The 24,158-nt window shown below is 58.8% G+C and carries 25 protein-coding genes; 16 read left to right on the top strand and 9 right to left on the bottom strand.

The annotated features are described in order from the left end of the window. The first annotated feature begins 194 nt into the window (after nt 1-194). Nucleotides 195-419 carry a hypothetical protein gene (locus ACR0J7_RS06170; protein ID WP_245220582.1) on the top strand — a complete coding sequence of 75 codons (225 nt, stop codon included), beginning with the start codon at nt 195-197 and terminating at the stop codon, nt 417-419. 136 nt (nt 420-555) lie between these two features. Further along, nucleotides 556-1,887 carry an NAD(P)/FAD-dependent oxidoreductase gene (locus ACR0J7_RS06165; RefSeq protein WP_480913595.1) on the top strand — a complete coding sequence of 444 codons (1,332 nt, stop codon included), beginning with the start codon at nt 556-558 and terminating at the stop codon, nt 1,885-1,887. Nucleotides 1,888-1,891: 4 nt separating this feature from the next. On the opposite strand, the gene ACR0J7_RS06160 is transcribed toward ACR0J7_RS06165, so the two are convergent. Beyond that, nucleotides 1,892-2,824 carry an MBL fold metallo-hydrolase gene (locus ACR0J7_RS06160; RefSeq protein WP_480913593.1) on the bottom strand — a complete coding sequence of 311 codons (933 nt, stop codon included), beginning with the start codon at nt 2,822-2,824 and terminating at the stop codon, nt 1,892-1,894. Between the two features lie 116 nt (nt 2,825-2,940). On the opposite strand from ACR0J7_RS06160, the gene ACR0J7_RS06155 reads away from it, so the two are divergent. Together ACR0J7_RS06155 and gltX are read left to right on the top strand one after the other, a co-directional pair. Next, the gene (locus ACR0J7_RS06155) at nt 2,941-3,375 is read left to right on the top strand and encodes a DUF1801 domain-containing protein (protein WP_480910181.1); all 435 of its coding nucleotides are present in this window, start codon (nt 2,941-2,943) and stop codon (nt 3,373-3,375) included. A gap of 75 nt (nt 3,376-3,450) precedes the next feature. Further along, the gene (gene gltX / locus ACR0J7_RS06150) at nt 3,451-4,776 is read left to right on the top strand and encodes a glutamate--tRNA ligase (protein WP_480910179.1); all 1,326 of its coding nucleotides are present in this window, start codon (nt 3,451-3,453) and stop codon (nt 4,774-4,776) included. A gap of 47 nt (nt 4,777-4,823) precedes the next feature. On the opposite strand, the gene ACR0J7_RS06145 is transcribed toward gltX, so the two are convergent. Further along, nucleotides 4,824-5,393 carry a gamma-glutamylcyclotransferase family protein gene (locus tag ACR0J7_RS06145; protein WP_480913591.1) on the bottom strand — a complete coding sequence of 190 codons (570 nt, stop codon included), beginning with the start codon at nt 5,391-5,393 and terminating at the stop codon, nt 4,824-4,826. A 93-nt stretch (nt 5,394-5,486) separates the two neighbouring features. Here ACR0J7_RS06145 and ACR0J7_RS06140 point away from each other — a divergent pair, with 93 nt between their 5' ends. Further along, nucleotides 5,487-5,933, top strand: a complete 447-nt coding sequence (locus tag ACR0J7_RS06140) for an RrF2 family transcriptional regulator (protein ID WP_209598591.1) — start codon at nt 5,487-5,489, stop codon at nt 5,931-5,933. A gap of 2 nt (nt 5,934-5,935) precedes the next feature. Here ACR0J7_RS06140 and ACR0J7_RS06135 read toward each other — a convergent pair whose 3' ends face one another. Continuing rightward, a complete protein-coding gene (locus ACR0J7_RS06135; protein WP_480832226.1) occupies nt 5,936-8,464 on the bottom strand; it encodes an ABC transporter permease in 2,529 nt (842 codons plus the stop codon). Beyond that, complete coding sequence (locus ACR0J7_RS06130; protein ID WP_480773295.1) at nt 8,461-9,156, bottom strand: ABC transporter ATP-binding protein; 696 nt, start codon at nt 9,154-9,156, stop codon at nt 8,461-8,463. Before ACR0J7_RS06130 ends, ACR0J7_RS06135 begins: the two co-directional genes overlap by 4 nt. A gap of 65 nt (nt 9,157-9,221) precedes the next feature. On the opposite strand from ACR0J7_RS06130, the gene ACR0J7_RS06125 reads away from it, so the two are divergent. Next, the gene (locus tag ACR0J7_RS06125) at nt 9,222-9,848 is read left to right on the top strand and encodes an arylesterase (RefSeq protein ID WP_480913679.1); all 627 of its coding nucleotides are present in this window, start codon (nt 9,222-9,224) and stop codon (nt 9,846-9,848) included. 18 nt (nt 9,849-9,866) lie between these two features. Here the strand turns inward: ACR0J7_RS06125 and ACR0J7_RS06120 are convergent, their stop codons facing one another. Continuing rightward, entirely contained in the window at nt 9,867-10,421 is a 555-nt protein-coding gene (locus ACR0J7_RS06120; RefSeq protein ID WP_209506382.1) for a L,D-transpeptidase, read from the bottom strand. A 168-nt stretch (nt 10,422-10,589) separates the two neighbouring features. Beyond that, nucleotides 10,590-10,796: a cold-shock protein gene (locus ACR0J7_RS06115; RefSeq protein WP_209506380.1), complete on the bottom strand. Its 207-nt coding sequence runs from the start codon at nt 10,794-10,796 to the stop codon at nt 10,590-10,592. A gap of 520 nt (nt 10,797-11,316) precedes the next feature. On the opposite strand from ACR0J7_RS06115, the gene ACR0J7_RS06110 reads away from it, so the two are divergent. The 4 genes from ACR0J7_RS06110 to ACR0J7_RS06095 all read left to right on the top strand — a co-directional run bounded on the left by ACR0J7_RS06110 (nt 11,317) and on the right by ACR0J7_RS06095 (nt 13,599). Next, entirely contained in the window at nt 11,317-11,754 is a 438-nt protein-coding gene (locus ACR0J7_RS06110; RefSeq protein WP_480913589.1) for a hypothetical protein, read from the top strand. A 136-nt stretch (nt 11,755-11,890) separates the two neighbouring features. Next, complete coding sequence (locus ACR0J7_RS06105) at nt 11,891-12,490, top strand: REP-associated tyrosine transposase (protein ID WP_480913587.1); 600 nt, start codon at nt 11,891-11,893, stop codon at nt 12,488-12,490. A 354-nt stretch (nt 12,491-12,844) separates the two neighbouring features. Beyond that, nucleotides 12,845-13,180, top strand: a complete 336-nt coding sequence (locus tag ACR0J7_RS06100; protein ID WP_480913585.1) for a hypothetical protein — start codon at nt 12,845-12,847, stop codon at nt 13,178-13,180. After that, on the top strand, nt 13,177-13,599 hold the full coding sequence (locus tag ACR0J7_RS06095) for a hypothetical protein (protein ID WP_480913583.1): 423 nt from the start codon (nt 13,177-13,179) through the stop codon (nt 13,597-13,599). The genes ACR0J7_RS06100 and ACR0J7_RS06095 overlap by 4 nt, the downstream gene beginning before the upstream one ends. A 241-nt stretch (nt 13,600-13,840) precedes the next feature. Here the strand turns inward: ACR0J7_RS06095 and ettA are convergent, their stop codons facing one another. Further along, nucleotides 13,841-15,508, bottom strand: a complete 1,668-nt coding sequence (gene ettA, locus ACR0J7_RS06090; protein WP_010442471.1) for an energy-dependent translational throttle protein EttA — start codon at nt 15,506-15,508, stop codon at nt 13,841-13,843. Nucleotides 15,509-15,645: 137 nt separating this feature from the next. Between ettA and ACR0J7_RS06085 the strand changes: the two genes are divergently transcribed. The 3 genes from ACR0J7_RS06085 (at nt 15,646) to dacB (ending at nt 18,314) form a co-directional block, all read left to right on the top strand. Next, complete coding sequence (locus ACR0J7_RS06085) at nt 15,646-16,116, top strand: MOSC domain-containing protein (protein ID WP_480913581.1); 471 nt, start codon at nt 15,646-15,648, stop codon at nt 16,114-16,116. A 32-nt stretch (nt 16,117-16,148) separates the two neighbouring features. After that, nucleotides 16,149-16,769: a nicotinate-nucleotide adenylyltransferase gene (locus tag ACR0J7_RS06080; RefSeq protein ID WP_480773290.1), complete on the top strand. Its 621-nt coding sequence runs from the start codon at nt 16,149-16,151 to the stop codon at nt 16,767-16,769. Between the two features lie 66 nt (nt 16,770-16,835). After that, nucleotides 16,836-18,314: a D-alanyl-D-alanine carboxypeptidase/D-alanyl-D-alanine endopeptidase gene (dacB, locus tag ACR0J7_RS06075; RefSeq protein ID WP_480913579.1), complete on the top strand. Its 1,479-nt coding sequence runs from the start codon at nt 16,836-16,838 to the stop codon at nt 18,312-18,314. 26 nt (nt 18,315-18,340) lie between these two features. Here dacB and ACR0J7_RS06070 read toward each other — a convergent pair whose 3' ends face one another. Both ACR0J7_RS06070 and ACR0J7_RS06065 read right to left on the bottom strand, forming a co-directional pair. Beyond that, complete coding sequence (locus ACR0J7_RS06070) at nt 18,341-18,763, bottom strand: tellurite resistance TerB family protein (RefSeq protein WP_209507905.1); 423 nt, start codon at nt 18,761-18,763, stop codon at nt 18,341-18,343. A gap of 118 nt (nt 18,764-18,881) precedes the next feature. Then, nucleotides 18,882-19,358: a hypothetical protein gene (locus tag ACR0J7_RS06065; protein ID WP_480492798.1), complete on the bottom strand. Its 477-nt coding sequence runs from the start codon at nt 19,356-19,358 to the stop codon at nt 18,882-18,884. 219 nt (nt 19,359-19,577) lie between these two features. Here ACR0J7_RS06065 and ACR0J7_RS06060 point away from each other — a divergent pair, with 219 nt between their 5' ends. The 3 genes from ACR0J7_RS06060 (at nt 19,578) to ACR0J7_RS06050 (ending at nt 24,029) form a co-directional block, all read left to right on the top strand. Beyond that, nucleotides 19,578-21,152, top strand: coding sequence for a lysine--tRNA ligase (locus tag ACR0J7_RS06060; RefSeq protein WP_480475248.1), 1,575 nt, complete (start codon nt 19,578-19,580; stop codon nt 21,150-21,152). A gap of 48 nt (nt 21,153-21,200) precedes the next feature. Continuing rightward, complete coding sequence (locus tag ACR0J7_RS06055; RefSeq protein ID WP_480913578.1) at nt 21,201-21,602, top strand: DUF4864 domain-containing protein; 402 nt, start codon at nt 21,201-21,203, stop codon at nt 21,600-21,602. Nucleotides 21,603-21,740: 138 nt separating this feature from the next. Then, nucleotides 21,741-24,029, top strand: a complete 2,289-nt coding sequence (locus ACR0J7_RS06050; RefSeq protein WP_480897925.1) for a glycosyl hydrolase family 28-related protein — start codon at nt 21,741-21,743, stop codon at nt 24,027-24,029. The last annotated feature ends 129 nt before the right edge of the window (nt 24,030-24,158 follow it).

Below are 24,158 nucleotides of genomic sequence, written 5' to 3'. Positions count from 1 at the left end.
CAGTGACAACTTTCTGCCACATTTTAGCTTGAAAATTGCCCTATGTGGGGCGGGTGCGACGCAATTCTCAAAGTCGCGAGTTGATTTTGATGAAGTGTGACGCATCCGGGGTTGGATGTCTGAGTAAATGGTTTGGTTTTGACATGTATGAGGAATATCAAGGATCGCATCATGCTCTTTTGAAACGGCGGACGATGGAATCTCCGCCGCAGGAGCTGGATGAGGAAAAGCTGGAAGCGGCGATTGCCGGTGTCCTGAATGAACAGCGGCTGTCCGACGAACAGGCAGCGGCGTCGCTTCGGGCTGAGTTTCCAAGCTTGTTGCCGCAGAAGGACGTAACCGCGCAGACCGTGCAAAAAGACACCGGATTGACCGCGAAGCTGCGTCAGAAATGGGCGGAACTGTCCGGCGCAGCGTGATGTGCTGAGGATTTTCGTTGCCATTGGCGTCTGGGCCACAGGCGTAAAAATAGTGCCGACGTTGTGACAATTCGTGTTGCCAAACTTCTGGGTCTTGGTCCCCATACGGGTTCAGGCGACAGAGTATTGCGTATTTATGACGGCACCAAAACCGAACCCCGTAGAATCCGATCTTGCCCTTCCCAAATCTGTTGATGTTGTCGTTGTTGGCGGCGGCATAATCGGCGTTTCAACCGCGCTGGAACTGGCTGAACGCGGCGCTTCCGTCCTTTTGTGCGAAAAGGGGCAGATTGCAGCTGAACAAAGCTCGCGCAATTGGGGGTGGGTGCGTTTGGGCATGCGTGACCCCCGCGAAATTCCCCTGATGCAAGAGGCGTTGCGGATCTGGCAGACCCTTGATGCCCGCCTGGATGGCAATACCGGCTATTCGCAATCCGGCATTCTTTTCGGCGCGTCCGGCAAGCGGGGAGAAGTCAACCTGAAGCGTTGGATGCGCCATGTGGAAGGATTGCAGACCGGAGCAAAAATGGTGTCGGGACGCGAGTTGGCAGAGTTGTTGCACGGGCACGAAACCGGCCTGACATCTGCTCTTTACATGCCGCAGGACGGGCGGGCTGAACCGCAATGGGCCGCCCCGGCCATCGCCGAAGCCGCACGTCGTCTAGGTGCTGTGATCATGACAGGCTGTGCTGTGCGAAGTGTGGACATTCAGGATGGGCGTATTGCTGGTGTATTCACCGAACGCGGCAAGGTCGCCTGCGGGCGCGTGGTTTTGGCGGGGGGTGCGTGGTCGCGTCTGTTTGCGGGCAATGCAGGTATCAACCTGCCGCAGCTTAAGGTTCTGAACACAGTTCTGCGGACCTCTCCGGTGAAAGATGGGCCCGAAACTGCGCTATGGTCGGATGATTTTGCAATCCGAAAGCGCGCAGACGGCGGGCACACCATCGCGTCCGGGCATCAGAACACGGTTGATATCGTGCCAGACAGTTTCCGGCTGGGGTTGCAGTTTCGTTTTGCCTTTGCGCAGGAATGGAAATCCCTGCGTTTTCGCTGGTCAAAACAGTGGGCTATCGAGGCCCGTCAGAACAGAAAATGGTTGCCGACCGACGTGACCCCGTTCGAGCTGTGCCGGGTTTTGGATCCTGAACCTTCGCAGAAGTTTTTGCGACAAGCCTGGGCCAGTGCACGAAAAGGGTTCCCTGCCTTGCAGGACAGTGAAATCGTCCAAAGTTGGGCGGGTATGATTGATGTTACCCCCGACGCCATTCCCGTAATCTCGGGCGTGGATGACATGCCGGGTATGTATATCGCCACAGGTTTTTCCGGCCACGGCTTTGGCATCGGGCCCGGCGCCGGCCGCCTGACGGCTGACCTTGTCACTGATTCAACCCCTTGTGTGGATCCGACCGCGTTCCGTCTGTCTCGGTTCACTGACGGCTCAAAAGTGCGACCGGATCCGGGTTACTAGGGGCTTAGCCCATCATCTGATAGCTGACCGGAACAAAGCGGAAGCCCTCGCCCCGTGTCTCGACAAAGCCCGCGGCAGGGAAGGGCATGTGATAGCCGACCATCGGCATCTTGTCGGCTGCCAGCATGCCAAGAACTTTACGGCGCGCGGCTGTTGCGGCGGCCTTGTCCATGTCAAACCGAACCTCCCATTCCGGATGGGCAAAGGACCACACGTAATGGTTGGCCAAATCCGCTGTCAGCAAAAGGCGCTGTCCGTTGCTTTCCAGATGATAGACAGTATGGCCCGGAGTATGGCCGTGGGCCGCAACCGCAGTTATGCCCGACGCCACTTGCTCTCCATCACCGATAAAGCTCATCTTCTCGGCCAGCGGCGTGACTTTTGCGGCCACAAGATCACCGACATTGTTTCCGGCCTCTTGCGCGGACCAGAAATCGTATTCCGTTGCCGAGGTCACATAGCGTGCGTTGGCAAAGGTCGGTGCGCCATCCGTTGTCATGCCGCCTATATGGTCTGGATGCATATGGGTCAGCACGACAACGTCGATCTGATCCGGGCTGACACCTGCATCGGCCAAAGCGGCTTGAATGCCGCCTTGCCCCAGACCGGTGTCGAACAACACCAGTTCCGATCCGGTGTTGACCAGTGAGGGGGTAAAGAAGAACTGGGCAGTGTCGGCGGGAATAAAGTTCTCAGCCGAAACCTTTGCAAAGTCTTCATCAGACGCGCCACCGCCAAAGATATCCTTGGCGCCGTCACGCGGCAGGCTGCCATCCAGCAGGGTCGTGACGGTAAAGTCGCCGACCTTGAAGGATTTGGCGATGGTCGAGTTGGCCTTGGCGTCAGAGCCTGCGGCCAAAACCGGCGCTGCTGTTGTGGCAAACGGTAAGGCGGCAGCAGTTCCCAAGGCGGCGCGGCGCGTAAGTTTGATTGTCATTATCGTTCTCCCTGTCAGAACACCTTTAGAAAAACTAGAACGGTGTGAGATTCTGACCAGATGTTACGACATCCACGTAGGGTGCATGGATGAACAATACGTGTTAATTTTTGTTCATGTCGCGATCGCAGAACAAAACCGTTCCAACAGATCAAAGTGTAGAAGACTTCCTTAATTCGGTCCAATCAGAACGTCGGGCCGAGGAGGCGCGCGCTCTGGATGAACTGTTTCGGGCCACCACCGGGTTTGATCCGGTCATGTGGGGCCCGTCGATGATAGGGTATGGCCGTTATCACTATCGCTACGCCTCGGGCCGAGAGGGCGATTTTCTTGCAACCGGATTTTCCCCGCGCAAGTCGGCGCTGGTGATCTATATCATGCCGGGTTACGCGGATTTTAGCGGCATTCTGGCCCGGTTGGGCAAGCACAAGCTGGGAAAGTCCTGCCTGTATGTGAACACGCTGGCGGATATCGACATGCAGGTTCTGTCGGAACTCATCCGCGCCGGGTTGGACGACCTTGGCAGGATATGGCCCGTGGAACCGCGTTGAATCACCTGATGGATCAAGCGGCGGCTGGACAAAAACGCGCCCATGTGACAAGAGCCGCGCCAACAGGAGACACCCATGACAACCACCCGTTTTGCCCCGTCGCCCACCGGTTACATCCATGTGGGCAACCTGCGCACCGCCCTGATGAACTATCTGATCGCCCGCAAGGCGGGTGGTACGTTCATCCTGCGCATCGATGACACCGACCCCGAACGCTCGAAAGAGGAATATGTCGATGCCATCAAACAGGATCTTGAATGGCTGGGTTTGCACTGGGATCGTGTCGAGCGTCAATCCGAGCGTTTGGACCGCTACGCCGAAGCGGCTGACAAGTTGCGCGCGATGGGGCGGTTCTATGAAGCGTTTGAGACGCCGACCGAGCTGGACCTGAAGCGCAAGAAACAGCTGAACATGGGCAAGCCGCCGGTTTATGACCGCGCCGCGCTGAACCTGTCGGATGCCGAGAAGGATGCCTTGCGCGCGGAACGTGGCAACGGTGTCTGGCGTTTCAAGCTGGATCACGAACGGATCGAGTGGACCGACGGAATTCTGGGCGACATTTCGATCGATGCGGCCTCGGTCTCTGATCCGGTGCTGATCCGAGGTGATGGGCAGGTTCTTTATACGATTGCGTCGGTGGTGGATGACACCGAAATGGGCGTGACAGATGTCGTGCGCGGCTCGGACCACGTGACCAACACTGCGACCCAGATTCAGATCATCAATGCACTGGGCGGGGATTGCCCGCGCTTTGCGCATCACTCGCTGCTGACCGGCCCGCAGGGCGAAGCACTGTCGAAACGCCTTGGTACGCTGGCCCTGCGCGATCTGCGTGAACAGGGTGTGCAGCCGATGGCACTGCTGAGCCTGATGGCGCGTCTGGGTTCGTCCGATCCGGTCGAGCTGCGCTCGGATATGGCCGAGTTGATCGATGGCTTTGACGTGAGCCGGTTTGGTGCCGCGCCGACCAAGTTCGACGTGCAGGACCTGTTCCCGCTGACCGCCAAATACCTGCAATCGCTGCCGCTGGCGAATGTGGCCGGAGCTGTCGCGGATGCCGGGGTGCCAGCCGAACTGGCTGAACCGTTCTGGGCCATGGCGCGGGAAAACATCACCACTTTGGCCGACCTCAAAGGGTGGTGGGATCTGTGCCGCGATGGTGCTGAGCCGTTGGTTGCGGATGAAGATCGCGAATTCATCGCTCAGGCCATGTCGCTGCTGCCCGAAGGCCCGTTTGATGGCGACACCTGGGGGACCTGGACCAATGCCGTGAAAGAGGCGACAGGCCGCAAGGGGAAAGGTCTGTTCATGCCGCTGCGCAAGGCGTTGACCGGTGCAGAGCGTGGCCCGGAAATGGCTGCGTTGCTGCCGTTGCTGCAGGTGATCCGCGCGCGCGGGTAAACCGCTACTATTCCAGAAAAAAGGGTCGTGCCCAGGCGCGACCCTTTTTATGCCAGCTGCTCAATCCGGGCCGACAGTCTGATCAGTCGATCATCAACGAAGTCACGTTCGGCTGGTTTCAGTTGTTGATGTCGTGGGTAACGGGGCTCGGCCCGGTCATTCAGGATCGGGGCATCCCAGCCGCTGGTTGTTGCAAAGAACCGGTCTGCCCCTTCCTCTCCAAATGCCCGTAGATAGCCTTGCACGACAACGTCGATATAACTGAGCAACAAGGGGTGGTGGTTGCTGGGCTCGTTATGCCGATCCTGCGGGACGGCGTAGACCGCTATTTCGACGTCATGTGTCAGCGGATGTAAAACCGACCGGGTTGCCGGAATTCGGTCATAGGCCCATTCCCGTTCATCCAGCGCAGCCCAGTCGTTCCTTGGGACATGCGCGATCATTCCCTCAATTTCAGACTCCGGGTCCGGGACAGCTGTCAGGAACGCGACCGGCCGCAGATCGGTATGACGCCATGCGCGTTTCCAACCCTTCAGCTTTGCCGGGCGGGGGTCGGGGAAATCATGTGTGGCGAGGTTCACAAGGCTTCCATAGCCAAAGAAATAGGGGTCGGCCATGCGAGAGGTGTCCTTTGGGTCGATTGATGTATGTCAAACCGCTTTTTTCCGCGACATGCAATAAGGCTTCATCTTTTATTCAGGGAGGCCCTCATGCGGATTACCAAACGGACGAATATCGCTGTGCGCCTGTTGATGTATTGCGCCGCACACCCGGACCGGCTGGTCACCAAAGCCGAGATCGCCGAAGTCTGCAACATCTCGGAAAACCATCTGGCTCAGGTGATCAACCAGTTAAGCCAGTTGAATTACCTGAGCACTCAGCGCGGCCGCAACGGCGGTATGTCGTTGGCACGTCCAGCAAGCCAAATCCGGATCGGCGCGGTGTTCAGGCACGTAGAAGGGGCCTTGCCCATCGCCGAGTGTTTTGCGGATGCGGATAACACCTGTCCTTTGACCGATGCCTGTAGGCTGCGGCTGGCGTTGCAGGATGCGGCGGAAGTTTTTTATGCATCTCTGGACGAAGTGTCGTTGGATGCGCTGGTTTGTGACAACGACCCGTTGCTGAAGCTGTTGCAGCCCGTGGCCTGCATACGCTGATCTTAGTCGCTGGCCCGCAAAATTCGGGCTGGCCGGGCAGAGAGAGGGCGCAGTGCGAAGGCAAATCCTGCGCAGAGCGTGACGCCGACACCGGCCAGAACAATGCCAATGGCCGAAGACCAGATCACGGTAAAACCTGTGTCGAAGATATAGGTGGCCACAGCCCAGCCGCCCAGGATGCCAACCAGCAAGGCGACGCAACCCGCCGCGGCACCCAGCAGGACCGAGCGCAGTCCAAAACTGCGCAGGATGCGGCCACGGTCAGCCCCCAGCGTCTTGAGGATTGCCGCCTCGTATCTGCGAGCGGGTTCACCGGCGGCTGCCGCACCGATCAGAACCAGAAATCCGGTCAACAAAGACACGCCCGCGCCATACGAGGTAGCAGCGGCGATCCCTGCCAATAGGCCCGAAACACGGTCAATGGCGTCGCGCACACGGATGGCCGTGATGTTGGGGAACTGGCCCGCAAGATCTCGCAGAATAGCGGCCTCGGCCTGTTCTTCTGCATATACCGTCGCAATAAAGCTATGTGGTGCGCCCGCCAGCGCCGACGGGTTCATCGACATGACAAAACCCATACCCGCTGTGGAAAAATCCACCTCTCGGGTTGAGGTCAGCTCTGCGGTGATATCCCGCCCCAGGATGTTGACAGTTATCTGATCGCCGAGTTTCAGACCCATCTCTTCGGCTTCTTCGGCTGCAAAGCTGATCTGTGGTGCGCCAGAATAATCCTCGGCCCACCATTCCCCCGCTGTCACCCGTGCATTTGCCGGGGGTCGGGCTGAATAGGTGACGCCGCGATCTCCCTCCAGTACCCAATGATCTCCGGCTGCCTCGCGCGCGGGGCGGCCGTTTATCTGAGTGATGATCCCTCGCAGCATTGGTGCGCTTTCAATGCGGCTGACAGCAGGATCGGTTTGCAGCCGTTCGGTAAAACCCGGCATCTGGTCTTTTTGAATATCGACAAAGAAGTATGAGGGCGCGACATCAGGCAGATTGCCGGAGATCGCATTGCGCAGCGTGCCGTCGATCTGCCCAACCGCTGCCAGCACTGACAAACCCAGACCAAGTGACAAAACCACCGACCCCGCGCCTTCACGCGGATCAGAGATGGCGGACAAGGCCCATCGCAGGGCAGGGCGGCCCCGCGCCAAAGGTGTTCCGGCCCGTGCCAGTTTGCGAATGGCATAGGCTGCGAACGCCAGCAGGATCAGTGCGCCCGCTAGTCCGCCACTGGTCCACAGGGTAAGGCGAGTTGATCCGCTGAACCAGGACGCAATCGTGATCAGGGACGCCAATCCAATCCCGGTCGCCACGACGTAAACCGCGCGTGGGATGGGACGCGCTGCGCTCAGCGCATCGCGAAACAGGGTTGCGGCGCGCACATCTTCGGTTCTGGCCAGCGGCCAGAGCGTGAACAGAAATGCTGTCAGCAAGCCATAAAGTGCGGCCTCGATCAGCGGTCGCGGATAGAGCGAGAACACCGCCGGAACCGGCAACCGGTATTCCAGCAGCGGCGCCAGCAAAAGCGGAGCCACCCCGCCCAGCACCAGCCCAATTACAATGCCGGTCAGGGACAGCACTCCGATTTGAATCAGGTAAGTTTGAAAAATGGTAGCGCGATCCGCCCCCAATGTCCGCAATGTCGCAATGGTTTCCGTTTTCTGGCTCAGATAGGCCCGCACGGCGGCGGACACACCGATGCCACCGACGGCAAGCCCTGACAAACCGACAAGGACCAGAAAGGCACTCAGGCGGTTGACGAATTCCGATATGCCCGGCGCGCCGTTGCGTGCATCGCTCCAGCGCATCCCCGTGCCCTCAAGCGCGGCGCTGGCACGTGCGGACACCTCCGACAGGTTCGCGTTTTGGGGCAAGGTCAGCCGGTACCTGGTCGAAAAAAGCGTTCCGGGTTCCAGCAGGCCAGATGCCTGCAACGCTTCGGTACGCACCATTGTACGTGGCCCCAAGGCAAAACCAGCCGCGGCGCTGTCGGGTTCATTCCGAAGTTCGGCCATCAGAATGAACTCTTGCGTGCCTAGCGCGAAGTGATCACCGACCGACAAACCAAGCCGGTCGATCAGAACAGGTTCCATAACGGCACCGGGTAATCCGGCCCTGCCGTTCAGGGCGTCGCTCAGCGTGATGTCCGGCTCAAGTTTGACCGATCCGACCAGCGGGTAAGCCTTATCCACAGATTTGACCTGGGTCAGCGCACGTTCCGGCCCGGTGTCGCGGGGTACAACCGCCATCGAGCGGAAATCGACAATCTCGGACACCTGCTCGGATGCCTGTTGCATCCAGAGGCGCTCGGCCTCAGTGGCAAAACGATAAGTGAACTCAAGCTCGGCATCGCCGCCCAACAGTGATGCCCCTTCGCGGGTCAGCCCGGTCTGAATCGCATGACGCACCGATCCGACGGCTGCGATGGCTGCGACGCCCAAGGCCAGACAAGCCAGAAAGATGCGAAACCCGCGCAGGCCCCCGCGCAGCTCTCGACGGGCCAGCCGCGCGGCAAGCCGAAGGCTCATTCTGCGGCCTCCTGCCGTATCTCGTCGGCAATCCTGCCGTCGCGCAGCCGGATCACCCGGTCACATCGTTCAGCCAGTGAACGGCTGTGCGTCACAAGAACCAGCGTCGCTTCATATTTACGCCGAAGCCCGAACAGCAGATCAACGATCGCGGCACCGTTTGTCTCGTCCAGGTTCCCGGTCGGTTCGTCCGCCAGCAAGATCTTGGGGCGTGGTGCCGATGCGCGCGCCAAGGCAACTCGTTGCTGCTCGCCACCCGACAACTGTGCTGGGTAATGATCGCGGCGATGCGATAATCCCACGGCATTCAGTTCAGTTTCGGCCCGGTCGAACGCATCTTTGTGCCCTGCCAGTTCCAGTGGTGTCGCCACGTTTTCCAACGCGGTCATCGTTGGGATCAGGTGGAAATTCTGAAACACCACGCCCATGTTGTCGCGCCGAAACCGCGCCAGGGCGTCCTCGTCCATGCTTGTCAAATTCTGATCCAAGGCCAAGATTTGACCGCTTGTTGCCTGTTCCAACCCACCCATCAGCATCAACAGCGACGATTTTCCCGACCCCGATGGCCCGATCAGCCCCAGCGTTTCCCCCCTGTTCACGGTCAATGTAATGTCATGCAAAATATCGACCCGCCCGGCATTGCCATCCAGCGATAAAGCGGCATTCTGAAGAGCGAGAACAGCAGGCGTCATGGGTCTTCCCGATAAAGGAGCGGTTTTTGGGATATGGAGTGATCACCGTATTGCGCAAGGTTTTGATGGCAAGCCCATTTGTGTTCTGCGGTTTTGCGGCCACAGCCGAACAGGTGGCGATTGCAGCCCTTGGGGATTCGCTGACGCAAGGCTACGGGCTGGTGGAAGAGAACGGGTTTGTTCCCCAGCTTGACCGTTGGCTACAGGCGCAGGACGCAGATGTCCGGGTTATCAACGCCGGTGTCTCGGGCGATACAACGGCGGGTGGTGCCGCACGGGTGGAATGGACCCTGACACCCGATGTGGACGGAATGATCGTTGCCTTAGGCGGGAATGACGTGTTGCGCGGGATCGATCCTGCTGTTTCGCAAGCCAATCTGCGCAAGATCCTTGAGGTTGCACGCGATGCGAAGGTTCCTGTCTTGTTGATCGGAATGCAGGCGCCGGGCAACTACGGCGCTGAATACAAGCGGGCATTCGATGGCATGTACCCTGCGCTGGCGCAGGAGTTTGAAGTTCTGTTTTTCAGCAGTTTCTTCGAGGGACTTGCAGCGGAGGGTGATCCCGCAGCCGTATCGCAATTCATGCAATCGGACGGCATTCATCCAAACGCGGCGGGGGTGGCGAAGATCGTTGACGCAATGGGTCCGTCCGTGTTGCAACTCGTGACGCAGGCGGGCGGGGAAGATTAGCCATCCCCGTGATAGCGATCAGACGACCGTAACAACCGTTCCGATAGGGACCCTGTTATACAGATCGATGACATGTTCATTCAGCATCCGAATGCACCCGTTTGACACCGCCCTGCCTATGGTTTGTGGTTGGGTCGTGCCGTGGATTCGGAAATAGGTATCGACACCGTTCTGGAACAGGTACATCGCGCGCGCGCCGAGGGGATTATCCCCACCTCCTGGCTGTACATAGTCATTGTCCTTGAATTTTGCATAGGCCACCGGATCGCGTTGGATCATCTCTTGGGTCGGGCGCCAGGTCGGCCATTCCTTTTTCACATCGATGGTAGCGGTGCCGGTGAATTCCAGACCAGCCTTGCCGACGCCGCAGCCATAGCGGATCGCTTTGCGTGGTTCGGTGACATAGTAAAGATAGAATGAACGGGGGGCGACCAGCAGCTGCCCAGGCAGGAACTGCTTTTTGATGCGCACGAATTGCGGTGTCGGATCATACTCGACCGCTTTCTTGGCGCTGGCAATGCCCGGCAGCAGCGTGGCCGCTGTTCCGGCCAGAAAAACTCTGCGTGTAAACATCGAAACCCTCATCAATTGACCAATGAAACCTAAGAGCCAGTTTCATCATGATATGTTATTTGGTCAATTCTGGGGCAAGCATCACGTATCCGTGATGTGATCAAACAGCCACCGAAACGGTAGCGGTTGAACAAAAGGGTGAGGGATTTCCCTCACCCTTTCAACAGCTTATGCAAGCTGGATGTTGTCGGCGCTTTCGCGGCCGTCACGACCCGAACGCAGTTCGTACGTGACTTTCTGGTTGTCGGCCAGACCGGTGAGGCCCGAGCGTTCGACGGACGAGATGTGGACGAAGATGTCCTTGCCGCCATCTTCGGGCGCGATAAAGCCGTAGCCTTTGGTGGTGTTGAACCATTTTACGGTGCCTGCTGGCATATCCGTGTCTCCTGTTTGGTGCTGCCCACGGAGTTGCGGCAGCCTGGCGTCGTAGGTCTGGATCGATAGACTGAGCGCCGTAGAAGGAGACAGTAGGTCGAAATAGAAAAACGTTAGCACCTTGCATATGGCATTGAGGCAAGCCTGTGGCAAGAGTGGTTTGCACGGATTGTACAGGGGCCAGAGGGCAGAAAGCCCTATTTGTACAAGAATCCGCTGACGGATTTGACACCGTTTGATGGCATCCCGGGTGCTCTGATCACCCTGTCTGTTGATACGCGACGGTAGTGAAAAACCCGGACCCACACTTTTCCGGTCGGCCATGCGGAGCGGTCACCACGTGCCATGCCTGCGCGGGAGAGTGACACTTTCTGGTTCCAGGCACGTGGTCAGGACCAGTGTCATTCTGGCCGGTTGAGCGGGGGGTCTTCTCACAACTGACGGTTATTATTCATCAATCACTATGTTTGGAAAATCTGCGATCCGGTGCTATACTTTCAGGCAGCCGTGGGGGGCGGATATGAAAGTTGTCTGTACGATAACCTTGTTGTGCTGGGCCGGAGCCGCGCAGGCCCTGACTGTTCCGTTTGGGACAGAGGGTTCGATGCCGGGCGCGCGTGAAGGCGGGTTCAAATTCGACAACATGTTCGAAGTTGAACACGAGTTGAAGACACCTGTCTTTGCGAAGGAGAACCCGCGCCGTAAGGAAAGACGTCCTCGTTTGGCTGAACGTGGAAGGCCGAAGCATTGGCTGGAGGTTTTGGCTGAACGGACGGAGGTCGAGGAGGACTCCGGGCCCGAATTCTGCGAGCTGTGGTGCAATGAGCCAGGGTCCGAAGAAACGCCGGTGGACGTGAACGTCTCGGCCGTGCCGCTTCCGGCCAGTTGGCTGCTGCTGGTTGGGGCGCTGACAGGGCTGTTCGGCGTCGGGCGGCTGCGTGGCAACCGGTTCGGATAAGCGCTGCACCTGCAATCATCCTTGAATGCTGTGATATGGGACACCGAAGGTTGGCGGACCACCCGACCTGCGGCAGTGGCCTGCAAAGGCGTGTGTGTTAACCACTTGGTAGTCATACCTGCGCCACCTTGCGCGCATGAGTGATTATCGCCGCGTCCGCATTCCCGGTGCCAGATATTTCTTTACGGTGTCGTTGGCCGACCGGTCATCGGACCTGTTGATCCGCGAGGTCGCACATCTGCGCGCGGCTTTTGCCGAAGCGCAGCGGGAGCGTCCGTTTTGGTGTGATGCGTTTGTGGTGTTGCCGGATCATCTGCACGCGGTGTGGACCTTGCCGCCGGGCGATGCGGATTATTCCACGCGGTGGGGTGCGATCAAAGCTCGGTTCACCATGGGCGTGAACAAGGCAAACCGTAGGCCGGGCTTCAGCTCGGCACCGGTACCGACAGTTTTGCCCGTTGTGACATCCGGCAGATATGCCGGGCTGAAGCCCGGCCTACGGGTCAACAAACGCGAAGGGGCGGTTTGGCAGCCTCGGTTTTGGGAGCATACCATTTGCGACGAACGGGATTACCGCAATCACATGGCGTATTGTTGGGGGAACCCGGTCAAGCACGGGTTGGTGGCCCGCCCGCCCGATTGGCCATATTCGTCGATCCATCGTGATATCCGCGCAGGCCGGGTTGATCCGGAATGGAGCGGCGGTGTGACGGACGGCGCGTTCGGAGAACCGTGATACAAAGAACACCCCCCCGTAGGCCGGGCTTCAGCCCGGCATTCACCATTCCCCTCAGAGCGATTGAAGGGTTTTGAGGCCATTCATCGGCGGATGTTGGTAAAGGTGTGGGTGTTTCGAGTGGTGCCGGGCTGAAGCCCGGCCTACCAGTTGGTGTGAGGGGTGCGAGCACCCACCCTAGGATTGCCTTGTTTTGTAAGGTAACCGGATAGGTGCGAACGAACTTTAATACGTTACTCACAAAATATTTTGGTGGAACTCACCATAAAAGTTTGCAAATTGTTAAGCTATGTACCAGACAATGATGGGTCACTCGTGCAACGCTGCTGACCTTGGAGAGGCAAGAGTACTGTTTTGAAAAAACTGAACTTTCACTATATCAAAGCCAACGACCATAAAGAGGTTATGGTGGATGGCGCTATGGGAAGTATCTCTGCATCGGGGGAAAAGCTTTCGGTGTCTATCTACAGCGAGAGGAACGCCCTCCCTCAGTTGGTCGTTAATGAAATTTCCGAAGACGGAAGGCTAGGTGCGGAGTTGGTTAACGAGCGTGTGTCGAAGGATGGAGTTGTGCGAACAGTATCTTGCACGCTGCACCTTGATAGACGAAACGCAGAAGGTATACGTGATTGGCTGACCGAAAGGCTCAATGAGTGGGATGAAATGTTTAAAGGAAGAGAGGAAGGATGACAGTTGCAAGTCTTAGCTATCACTCTGTGCGATCGGACAGCGTTTCTTTCACGCAGAGCCCACGCAAAAACAAAGTTGTTTCAGAGAAACGTTTCACTGCGCCTGTGCGTGAAGTGAGCCGGGTCTATTTCGATTCTGCAGTGGCGAACAGCGTCGTCACCTTCGACAAGTACGAATTGCCAAACTTTCCAAATTTTGTGCACCCAAAAAACGCAGTCGATGCGGCGCCGAAAACGGTCAGTGAAGTGTCTCACGCTAGCTTCTATATTGCGGCATTTTTTGCAGTGTTTTCTGTTGCCGCTATTATTGGAAGCAGCTTTTCAGACAGCAATTGGTTGCCTGTTGCGGCAGCTGTATTGTTTGCTCTGTCGGCTGCTGCATTCGCGAATTGGGTTACGCCTGTAAATGAGCGGAAATAAGTTTTTAGACAATCTGCAAAACAAAGCTATCGAGGCCGGTACCAAACCTCAATTTAAGGGCTTTATTTGCGCAAGTTTGGGAATTGGTCTGTCAATTCTATCGAAAAATGTACCATTGCCCTACACACCTTGGGCGATGGGGACATGTTTTTTACTAATACCATTGGGAGTTGCTGTAACAGCAGTTGCTACAGTAAGGAAGTAGAGGGCATACCTTCTTGATTTGCCCTCCTTGAAAACCCTACCGCGCAAACTTCTTATGCTTCAGCCGCTTGGGCTCCAGCGCGTCTGGTCCCAACCGCCGCTTCTTATCCTCTTCGTAATCCTCGAAGTTGCCCTCGAACCACTCCACATGGGCATCGCCCTCGAACGCCAGAATATGCGTACAAATCCGGTCGAGGAAGAAGCGGTCGTGTGAGATGACGACGGCGCAGCCGGCGAAATCGACCAGCGCGTCTTCCAGTGCGCGCAGGGTTTCGACGTCGAGGTCGTTGGTGGGTTCGTCAAGCAGCAGGACGTTGCCGCCCTCTTTCAGCAGGCGGGCCATGTGGACGCGGTTGCGCTCACCGCCAGATAGCAACGAGACCTTTTTCTGCTGGTCGCCGCCCTTGAAGTTGAAGGACGAGCAATAGGCGCGGGAATTGACCTGCGCGTCGCCCAGTTGGATGATCTCGGCGCCGCCGGTGATCGCCTCCCACACGGTGTCGTTGTCTTTCAGGTCGTCGCGGGACTGGTCGACATAAGACAGCTCGACCGTGTCGCCCAGCGTGATGGTGCCGCTGTCGGGCTGTTCCTGACCGGTGAGCATCTTGAACAGCGTCGATTTACCCGCGCCGTTGGGGCCGATGACGCCGACGATGCCGCCGGGGGGCAGGGCGAAATCCAGCCCTTCGATCAGTTGCTTGTCGCCCATGTGTTTCGACAGGCCCTCGACCTCGATCACCTTGCCACCAAGGCGCTGGCCGTTGGGGATGACGATCTGGGCACGGGTCAGCTTTTCGCGTTCGGACTGTTCGGCCAGCTCGTTATAGGCGTTGATCCGGGCCTTGGATTTGGCCTGACGGGCCTTCTGGCCCTGACGCATCCATTCCAATTCGCGCTGCAGGGTCTTCTGCTTGGACTTGTCCTCGCGGGCTTCCTGCTCCAGCCGTTTGGCCTTTTGTTCCAGCCAGGCCGAGTAGTTGCCCTCGTACGGAATGCCGCGGCCGCGGTCGAGTTCGAGGATCCAGCCGGTGATGTCATCCAGAAAATAGCGGTCGTGGGTGACGATCAGGATGGTGCCCTTGTAGTCGATCAGGTGCTGTTGCAGCCAGGCGATGGTTTCGGCGTCCAGGTGGTTGGTCGGTTCGTCCAGGAGCAGCATGTCGGGCGCTTCGAGCAGCAGCTTGCAGAGCGCCACGCGGCGTTTCTCACCGCCTGAAAGGTTGGCGATATTGGCATCGTCCGGCGGGCAGCGCAGCGCCTCCATGCTGACGTCGATCTGGCTGTCGAGGTCCCAGAGGTTTTCCGCGTCGATCGCGTCCTGCAGGGTGGTCATTTCCTCCATCAGCTCGTCCGAGTAATTCTCGGCGATCTCCATGGCGATCTCGTTGAAGCGGTCAACTTTGGCCTTTTTCGCCGCGACGCCCAGCATCACGTTTTCACGGACGGTGAGCGATTCATCCAGCTGCGGTTCCTGCGGCAGGTAACCGACCTTGGCGCCCTCAGCCGCCCAAGCCTCGCCAGTGAAGTCGGTGTCGAGGCCGGCCATGATCTTCATCAGCGTCGATTTACCGGCGCCGTTGACGCCGACAACACCGATTTTCACGCCGGGCAAAAAGCTGAGGTGGATGTTTTCAAAGCACTTCTTGCCACCGGGATAGGTCTTGGAGACACCCTGCATGTGGTAGACATATTGATAGGCGGCCATGTCGCGTCCTCTGGGTCGGGAAATTGGGTTGGAACGCTGGATATCCGAGCGGGGCGGGCGGGGCAAGCTGGTGGTTTTGTGAATTTCGTCCCGTATCTGCATGGGCTAGGTTTGCCGGGCTGTATGAGGGGCATGAAGTGGTGGCACTAGCGGAACTGATATCAGGCTGGGCGAAGCCTGGACGGGTAGAGTGGATTGGCGTCCGGCCCGAGCGGCGGGTTGGGGTGGAGGTTGTGAGGGAGGCGGTGGTCTCGGCTGATGGGCTCGACGGCGACCGGGGCCGTGCGGGCAAGCGGGCGGTTTCTCTGATCCAGCAGGAGCATTTGGCGGCGATTGGGTCCTATCTGGGGCGGGGGCCGGTTGCGCCCGAAATCCTGCGGCGCAATCTGGTGGTTTCGGGGATCAACCTTGCCGCGCTCAAGGGGCGTGAGGTGCAGGTGGGCGAGGCCGTTTTGCGCTTTACCGTGATCTGTGCACCGTGCAGCCGGATGGAAGAGGCGCTGGGCAAGGGCGGCTATTCTGCCGTGCGGGGGCATGGGGGATGGTGTGCCGAAGTTGTCAGGCCGGGGCGGGTTGCGCTGGGCGACGCCGTGCAACCGATTGATTGACAACGCGGCCCGGTTCTGAACATCAGCAGGTTATGGAGCGGTATGACATCCCATACGCGCGGCCCGGGCAGGTCGTTGGGCTGTTCGGCGGGTCATTCGATCCGCCGCATCGGGGCCATGTGCATGTAACGCGTGAGGCGATGAAGGCCTTTGGGCTGGATCGGGTGTGGTGGCTGGTGTCACCGGGCAATCCGTTGAAAGAGCGGGGGCCTGCGCCGATTGCGCGGCGGATGGCGGCGGCGCGGCAGGTGATGCAGCATCCGAAGGTGGATGTGACGGATATCGAGGCGCTGGTCGGCACGCGGGCGACTGCGGACACTCTGACAGCGCTCAGGCGGCTTTACCCGCAGGTACGGTTTGTCTGGCTGATGGGCGCGGATAATCTGGCGCAGTTTCATCGCTGGAAAGACTGGCGGCTGATCATGGACACTGTGCCGGTGGGCGTGGTGGCGCGGCCGGGCGAGCGGATCTCGGCCCGGATGTCACCTGCGGCGCGGGTCTATGCGAAGTACCGGATCGACGGGCAGGCGCGGCACCTTTTGGGGCAGGCACTGGCCCCGGCGTGGTGTTTCGTGAACGTGCCGATGATCGATGTAAGTTCGACCGAACTCCGGACGCGCGGCGAATGGGGCGCAGAAGTGTTGCCGGAATAGCCCCAACGGGCGCATAATCTAACACAGTGGTTGTGTGCTTTTGATCTGTGGGATTTTAATTCGGCTATGGCTGGTCGTTTTTCACGTCGTTTGTTTCTGGGGGGATTGGGGGCGTCCCTGATCCCGGCAGCGGGCCTTGCGCAGGCGCCGCTTGTATCGCTGAGACCGCAGGCGCGTGGGGTCATATTAAGCGGTGCCGAGCGATTGGTGGCCGCAGCAGGCCTGAAAGGCGAAGTTGTGTTTGCGGTTGCGGATGTGGCGACCGGGGCGCAACTGGAAGTGTTTGGTGAGGGCGCAAGTCTGCCCCCGGCCAGCGTTGGAAAGGCAATGACCGCGCTTTATGCGCTGGATGTTCTGGGGCCGGAACACCGGTTCGAGACTCGGCTGGTGGCGGATGGCCGGATCGAGAAGGGCGTTCTGCACGGCGATTTGATTCTGGTTGGGGGCGGCGACCCGCTGCTGGATACGGATGCGCTGGCCGCGATGGCGGCCAATTTGCGCGAGGCCGGGATTATCGAAGTGCGCGGCGCGTTCAAGGTTTATGACGGGGCGTTGCCTTATGTGTTCAGCATCGATCCCGAACAGCCGGATCATGTGGGTTATAGCCCGGCTGTCAGCGGCATTTCCCTGAACTTCAATCGTGTCCATTTTGAATGGAAACGTGCAGGCAATGGCTATGACATAACCATGGATGCCCGCAGCGAGCGTTATGTGCCTGCGGTGGATGTCTCGGCCATGCGGGTCGAGGATCGCAGCCTGCCGATCTATACCTATCAGGCAAGCGCGCGGCAGGATCGCTGGACCGTGGCCAAGGGCGCGTTGGGCAATGGCGGGGCCCGCTGGTTGCCGGTGCGCAAGCCCGCTTTATACGCGGGCGATGTGTTTCGCACCTTGGCGCGGTCGAACGGAATCGTTTTGAAGCGTGTTCAGGTGACACGCCAAAGCGTGCAGGGTGTCGATCTTGTTGTGCATCGCAGCGACAGATTGGATCATATCCTGCGCGGGATGCTGAAATACTCGACCAACCTGACGGCCGAGATGGTCGGGCTGGCCGCGACCAGGGCGCGCGGTGTTGACCCGCACACCCTGGCGGAATCGGCAGCCGAGATGAACCGGTGGGCCGCCAGTCGTTTTGGCGTGACCGGGATCGCCATGGTCGATCATTCGGGACTGAGCGATGCCTCGCGCATGGTACCGGCGGATTTGGTTGCGGCCCTTGTTGCAACACAGAAATCGGGGATGTTGCGACCCCTGATGAAACCTTTTGCACTGACCGACCGGGACGGGCGGCCCGTCAAGAACCACCCGATCAAGGTTGATGCCAAGACCGGAACATTGAACTTTGTATCCGGGTTGGGTGGTTTCCTGACAACTGCGGACGGGGTTGATCTGGCATTCGCGATATTCACCGCTGACGTGGATCATCGCGCCACGATCCCACGCGCGCAGCGTGAGCGCCCGGACGGCGCACGCAGCTGGAACAGCAGATCGCGGAAATTGCAGCGCGCCTTGCTGGAGCGCTGGGGATCACTTTACGGAAGCTGAAACCTGAAACTGGCCTGAAGCGGGCGTCAGACGGTGTGGCGCGCCCTAGCCCCGCGCTCGATCGCGGCCGCGTGCAGGCGGTCGATGTTCAGCTCGTACCGGATTTCTTCCAGCAGGCGCAGTTCGGATTCGGCCAGCGTTCCGTCAGCGGCGGCGACGTCACAGGCCAGAGCATAGGCCGTTTCGTTCAGGCGTTCGGGCAGGTTGTCCCGGATCAGGCCAAACAGCGCATCCAGCCCGTCTTCCTGTTCGAACAGGTCAAACACGACCTGCGACACGTGGCGCATCCGGTCGATGTCGTACCCGGCGAAGACCGGCAACATGTTCACGGCGACCTCGATCTTGACCAACTCGGCGGTTCGGATGGTTTCGTCGGAGGCCGAGATCGCAACCATGATCGCCACAAGGCAATCCTGTGGGGACATCGGGTGGGGAACTTGCTCGGTCATTCGGGGCATCCTGCTTGGGTGTTTCTGATCGCGCACGATATGAGGGGGGGCGGTGAGGTTCAACACCTAGCTCGTGATTTGAGGCGGAAAAGCAGGTTCTGGGGGTTAGGAATTCTGTTTAACCCCGGTCGGGCATAACCCGGAGGTGCCGGAGCATGGTTTTCTCTGAAGCATTTTTGTGGTCAATCCGTGCGAGATAGTTCTGTGCCCGCTCAACCGGGTCATATCTGTACTGGTCGGGGCCAAGAAACTTGCGTGCATTCAGATCTGCGGTACTCAGAAGGTCGAAATTCACCAGTTCCAGCCAGCAATTCCACCCTTCATCATATTCGCCGGCCCAATTGTTCGTGTAATACCTGACAAGCCGGTTCCGGATCGTATACCCGTGGCAATCGAACGCGAGCAAGCCATTGGTGACGTAGATGTGGCTTCCGGCAAACCCTTCGGCAGGGACAATTCTTTCTGCATAAAAACCGGGCAGGGGCGACATCTTCAGATAGACGCCAGCGAGTATGTGGCAGGCGCCATTGCCGAAGAATATACGGTCCGGAAGCGCCCACCTGCGCTCGGGGTCTTTCTTAACACCGGGTTTCATTCTGTACATGAGTTGCTTTCGCGCCTGGACGTGGAGGAAGAAGGGTCGTGTGCCTATTGGGAAAACTGACAGTCCTTGCGGGGTGGCGCCAGTGATCTGGTGCCGCAGGATCGCGAAAAGTGTTGCCTGTCATTGACTCATGCTGCACTGGCACAATAGGAGGGGCCGGTCGGGTTGCGTGGTGCAGCCGCGACCGTTTCCCCAATGGAGCACATTGAAATGTCTGAACTGCGCGAAACCGCGATGTCGTCCAAGGCCTGGCCCTTTGAAGAGGCGCGCCGGTTGCTCAAACGCTATCAGAAAGGTGCTCCGGAAAAGGGGTATGTGCTGTTTGAAACCGGATACGGCCCGTCGGGCCTGCCGCATATCGGCACGTTCGGCGAGGTGGCGCGGACCACGATGGTCAAGCGCGCCTTTGAAGCGCTGTCGGATATCCCGACCAAGCTGATCTGTTTTTCGGACGATCTGGACGGGATGCGCAAGGTTCCCAGCAACGTGCCGAACCCCGAGGCGCTGGAAGAGCATTTGCAGCGCCCGCTGACCTCGGTTCCTGATCCGTTTGGCGAATTTGACAGCTTTGGCGAACACAACAACGCGATGTTGCGCCGGTTCCTTGATACCTTCGGGTTCGAATACGAGTTCTATTCGGCGCGAGACTTTTATCGCTCGGGCCAGTTCGACGAGATCCTGAAGCGTGCGGTTGAACGCTATGACGACGTGATGGCCATCATGTTGAAAAGCCTACGGGAAGAACGCCAGCAGACCTATTCGATCTTCCTGCCGATCCACCCGGAAACCGGGCGGGTTCTGTATGTGCCGATGAAAAAGGTCTGCGCCGAGACCTATACCGTCACCTTCGATGATGAAGACGGCAAGGAATGGACCGTTCCCGTCACCGGCGGCAACGTGAAGCTGCAATGGAAGCCGGATTTCGGGGCGCGCTGGGCGGCACTGGGCGTTGATTTCGAGATGTACGGCAAGGAACACGCGACCAACGAAAAGATATATGACGGGATCTGCCGGGCCTTGGGTGGCCGCGCGCCCGAGCATTTCAGCTATGAGCTGTTTCTGGACGAGAACGGACAGAAAATTTCGAAATCGTCGGGCAATGGTGTCTCGATTGACGAATGGCTGACCTATGCGCCGACCGAGTCGCTGGCTTACTTCATGTACCAAAAGCCCAAGACGGCCAAGCGGATGCATTTCGACGTGATCCCGAAAGCCTATGATGAGTATCATCAGCAGCTGCGCGCCTATCCGGGGCAGGACCTGAAGGCGCAGTTGAACAACCCGGTCTGGCATATCCACGGCGGCGACGTGCCGGAATCGACCCTGATCGTACCCTTTGCAATGCTGCTGAATTTGGCATCGGTTTCCGGTGCCGAAGACAAGGAGGCGCTGTGGGGCTTTATCCGCCGCTATGCGCCCGAGGCAACGGCAGAGAGCCACCCCGATCTGGACAAGGCGGCCGGTTTCGCCGTGCGGTACTTCAACGATTTCGTCAAGCCGACGCGCAAGCATCGCGCGCCGACGGATCAGGAGCGCGAGGCGCTGGAAGCGCTGAAGGCGGCGCTTGAGGCATATGATGGCCCGACCGAGGATGAGGCGTTGCAATCGGTGGTCTATGCCATCGGACGCGAGCGGTTTGATCCGATGAAAGGGTGGTTCTCGGCGCTTTATGAGGTGCTGCTGGGGGCCTCGCAAGGGCCGCGTTTCGGGGGCTTTATCGCGCTTTACGGCGTGCCCGAGACCATCGCGCTGATCGACAAGGCACTGGCCGGAGAGCTGGTCTGATTTGACCTGAACCGGCATGGGGCTATCCTTGGAACAGGAGGTGGCCCCATGCGTCGACTACTGCTTGCATTATCCCTGAGCGCCGGGCTGGCGTCGGGCGCATTTGCGCAGAGTGCCGAGATCGAGGCCAATATCGCGGCACAGATACAGGCCTTCCGGGCGGATGACTTTGCGACCGCCTTCACCTTTGCCAGCCCCAGCATCCAGAGTCTGTTCCGAAACCCCGACAATTTCGGCGCGATGGTGCGCAATGGCTATCCCATGGTCTGGCGCCCCGCCGATGTGCGTTTTCTGGAACTGCGCGAGGTCGATGGCGCGCTGTGGCAGAAGGTGATGATTACGGACGGTAACGGGCGGGTGCATCTTCTGGACTATCAGATGATCCCGCTGACGGAAGGCTGGAAGATCAACGGGGTGCAACTGTTGGGTGCCGCTGACCCTGCGGCCTGAGGCAACACCACCGTCACGGTGAGATGAACCGTGGTTAATTCCTTTTCGATATCCAGACTGTCGCGTTCGGGGCGGACCTGAACACGGGGTTTGGACGCGTCGCCGGATTTGCGCGACGCGATTGGGAAAGGGTTTTCAATGAACAAGGCAATCACCGACGGCATCGTGTTCATGCCGCCACAATTCGCGAATGGTCTGACGGTTTGGTCTGCGGGGGACGGAACACCCGGATCGCCCACATATGGCGGGTCCGGCACGGGCGTATTTGTTCCGGCGGATGCGGATTTTGCCGGTTGTCTTGAGATCCTGAAGGTCAACACAACCCAGCAATTGCGTTACATGGGGCAGACGCCGATCCTGCCCGGTTGCTATTTGCAGATCAAAGCCCGGGTCAAGGCGATCAGCGGCCCGTTGCCGTCGGTGCGCATTGCAGCCTGGGCCGGTGGCGCGGGTGATGTGCATGTGGCCGGTGTTGTGGAACAGGGGCCGGCCACCCAGCTGTCGGGCTATGGCACCGTTCACGAGATCACCGCGATTGTCGGCACTGGCCAGCGCCCGGGCGTGGACATGCCCTGGGGGCTGGCTGCCCTTTACGGGCATTTCGGCCTGGATATCGAAGGGGCCAACGGCGCGCTGGTGCGTGTCGATGATCTTGAGATCACCGATGTCACCGGGTTCTTTCTGCGCGAGATGATCAGCCTGGTCGATGTGCGCGACTTTGGTGCCGTTGGTGACGGTGTGACGGATGACTCGGTTGCGTTTGAGGCGGCGGATCAGGCGGCCGGTGGCCGCCGGGTCTTTGTTCCGCAAGGCATCTATCACCTTGCGGAAAACACCAGCATCGATGCGGAGATTGAATTCGAAGGCACCGTCACCATGCCGGATGACAAGATGCTGTTGCTGACCAAGGATTTCCATCTGCCCGCATATATCGAGGCGTTCGGAGATGAGGAGCTGGCCTTCAAGAAGGCGTTTCAGGCTCTGCTGAACAATTCGGATCATGACTCGCTGGATCTGGGCGGACGCAAGATTTCCGTTTCCGCGCCGATCGACATGGCCGCTGCGGTTCCCAACAAGCAAAGCGGCTTTTCCACGCGCCGCGTGATCCGCAACGGGCAGTTCGATGTCAAAAGCGGTACCGCCTGGGACACCGAAACCTTCACCTCTGTCGCTACCTATGACCCGTCGGACAAGACACGCCTGACCAATGTCGCCAATGTGGCCAATATTCCCGTGGGATCGCTGGTTGAAGGCAGTGGTGTCGGGCGTGAGGTTTACGTGCGCTCGAAAAACATAGGTGCCGGTGAGATAACCCTGAGTGCACCCATCTATGACGCCGCCGGTACCCAGACCTTTACCTTTCAGTCGTTCAAATACCTGCTGGATTTCAGCGGTTTCGATACGTTGCGGAAATTCGGCATGGAACAGATCGAGTTTCAGTGCAACAGCCGGTGCAGCGGTATTCGTCTGGCGGCCTCGGGCAGTACGTTTTCGTTGAAAGACTGTTTTATCAGTCGCCCGAAGGATCGGGGCCTGACCTCGACCGCGACGGGGTGCAAGGGGCTGCTGATCGACAATTGCCAGTTCTTGTCCTCAGAAGAAGCGCTTGACGTGACGGACCGGAATTCCATCGGGCTGAACACCAACTCGAACGATGTGAAGCTGCGTCACAATCAGGCGGTGCGGTTCAAGCATTTTGCCGTTCTGGGCGGTGGCACCAATTTGGTTCTGGGCAACCATTTCTTCCAGGGCGACGGCATCCCGCAAGGGGTCCGTACCGCGGGGCTGATCATGATCGGCACCTACAACACCTCGACCATTGCCGAGAACTATGTCGACAACTGCTTTATCGAATGGACCAACGAACGCGATGCGGCGCCGAATTATACCAGTGGTTTCTCGTTCAGTTCGATGAGCATCACGGACAATATCTTTTTCTCAAGCGATGCACCGGCCTGGTTCAGTTATATCATCATCCGCCCCTATGGCGCTGGCCATTACCTGAATGGCGTGACGGTGACCGGCAACAAGTTCCGCGCCACCAGCGGTTCGATTGAGCGGGCGGAACGGGTCGATACGTCTTTTGCCGATCTGGACAATAACAGGCATTCGAACGTGACATACGAGAACAATACCTATCACGGGATTGGCAAGAGATCCTCGAACCCGCTGCGCGTCCGCAGCCAGCAGAACTCGGTTGCGAATATCTGGGCGGTTTCGGCAAACGGAGAATTGCCATTTGGCGGCAAGGCGCGTGGCTGCGACGGGGTCACTGTCATCGGGTCGCTGACCGGGGTGTTCAACAACCTTGTCTATTCGGCCCCTCATGTTCTGACCGAACAAGGGGTCAGTGGCGACAGCCTTATTCTGCGCTGGCCGGATCACCTGAAAGGCGAAGTCTCGGTCACGATGCGAATGGAGCGTTGAAACAGCGGCTGGCCGCCCATTCCGGGGTGGCCAGCCGCCTGACAAACGGGCGCAGAAAAGCGCTGATTGGCGCATCGGAAAGGAAATAGGCGACGTTTCAATCTGATGTGCTAGGCTTGGGTAAAGAAA

The organism is Ruegeria sp. O4 (genome assembly GCF_056535125.1).
The sequence above is the reverse complement of the archived record's forward strand: the minus strand, read 5'-3'. Positions and strand labels throughout refer to the sequence as shown.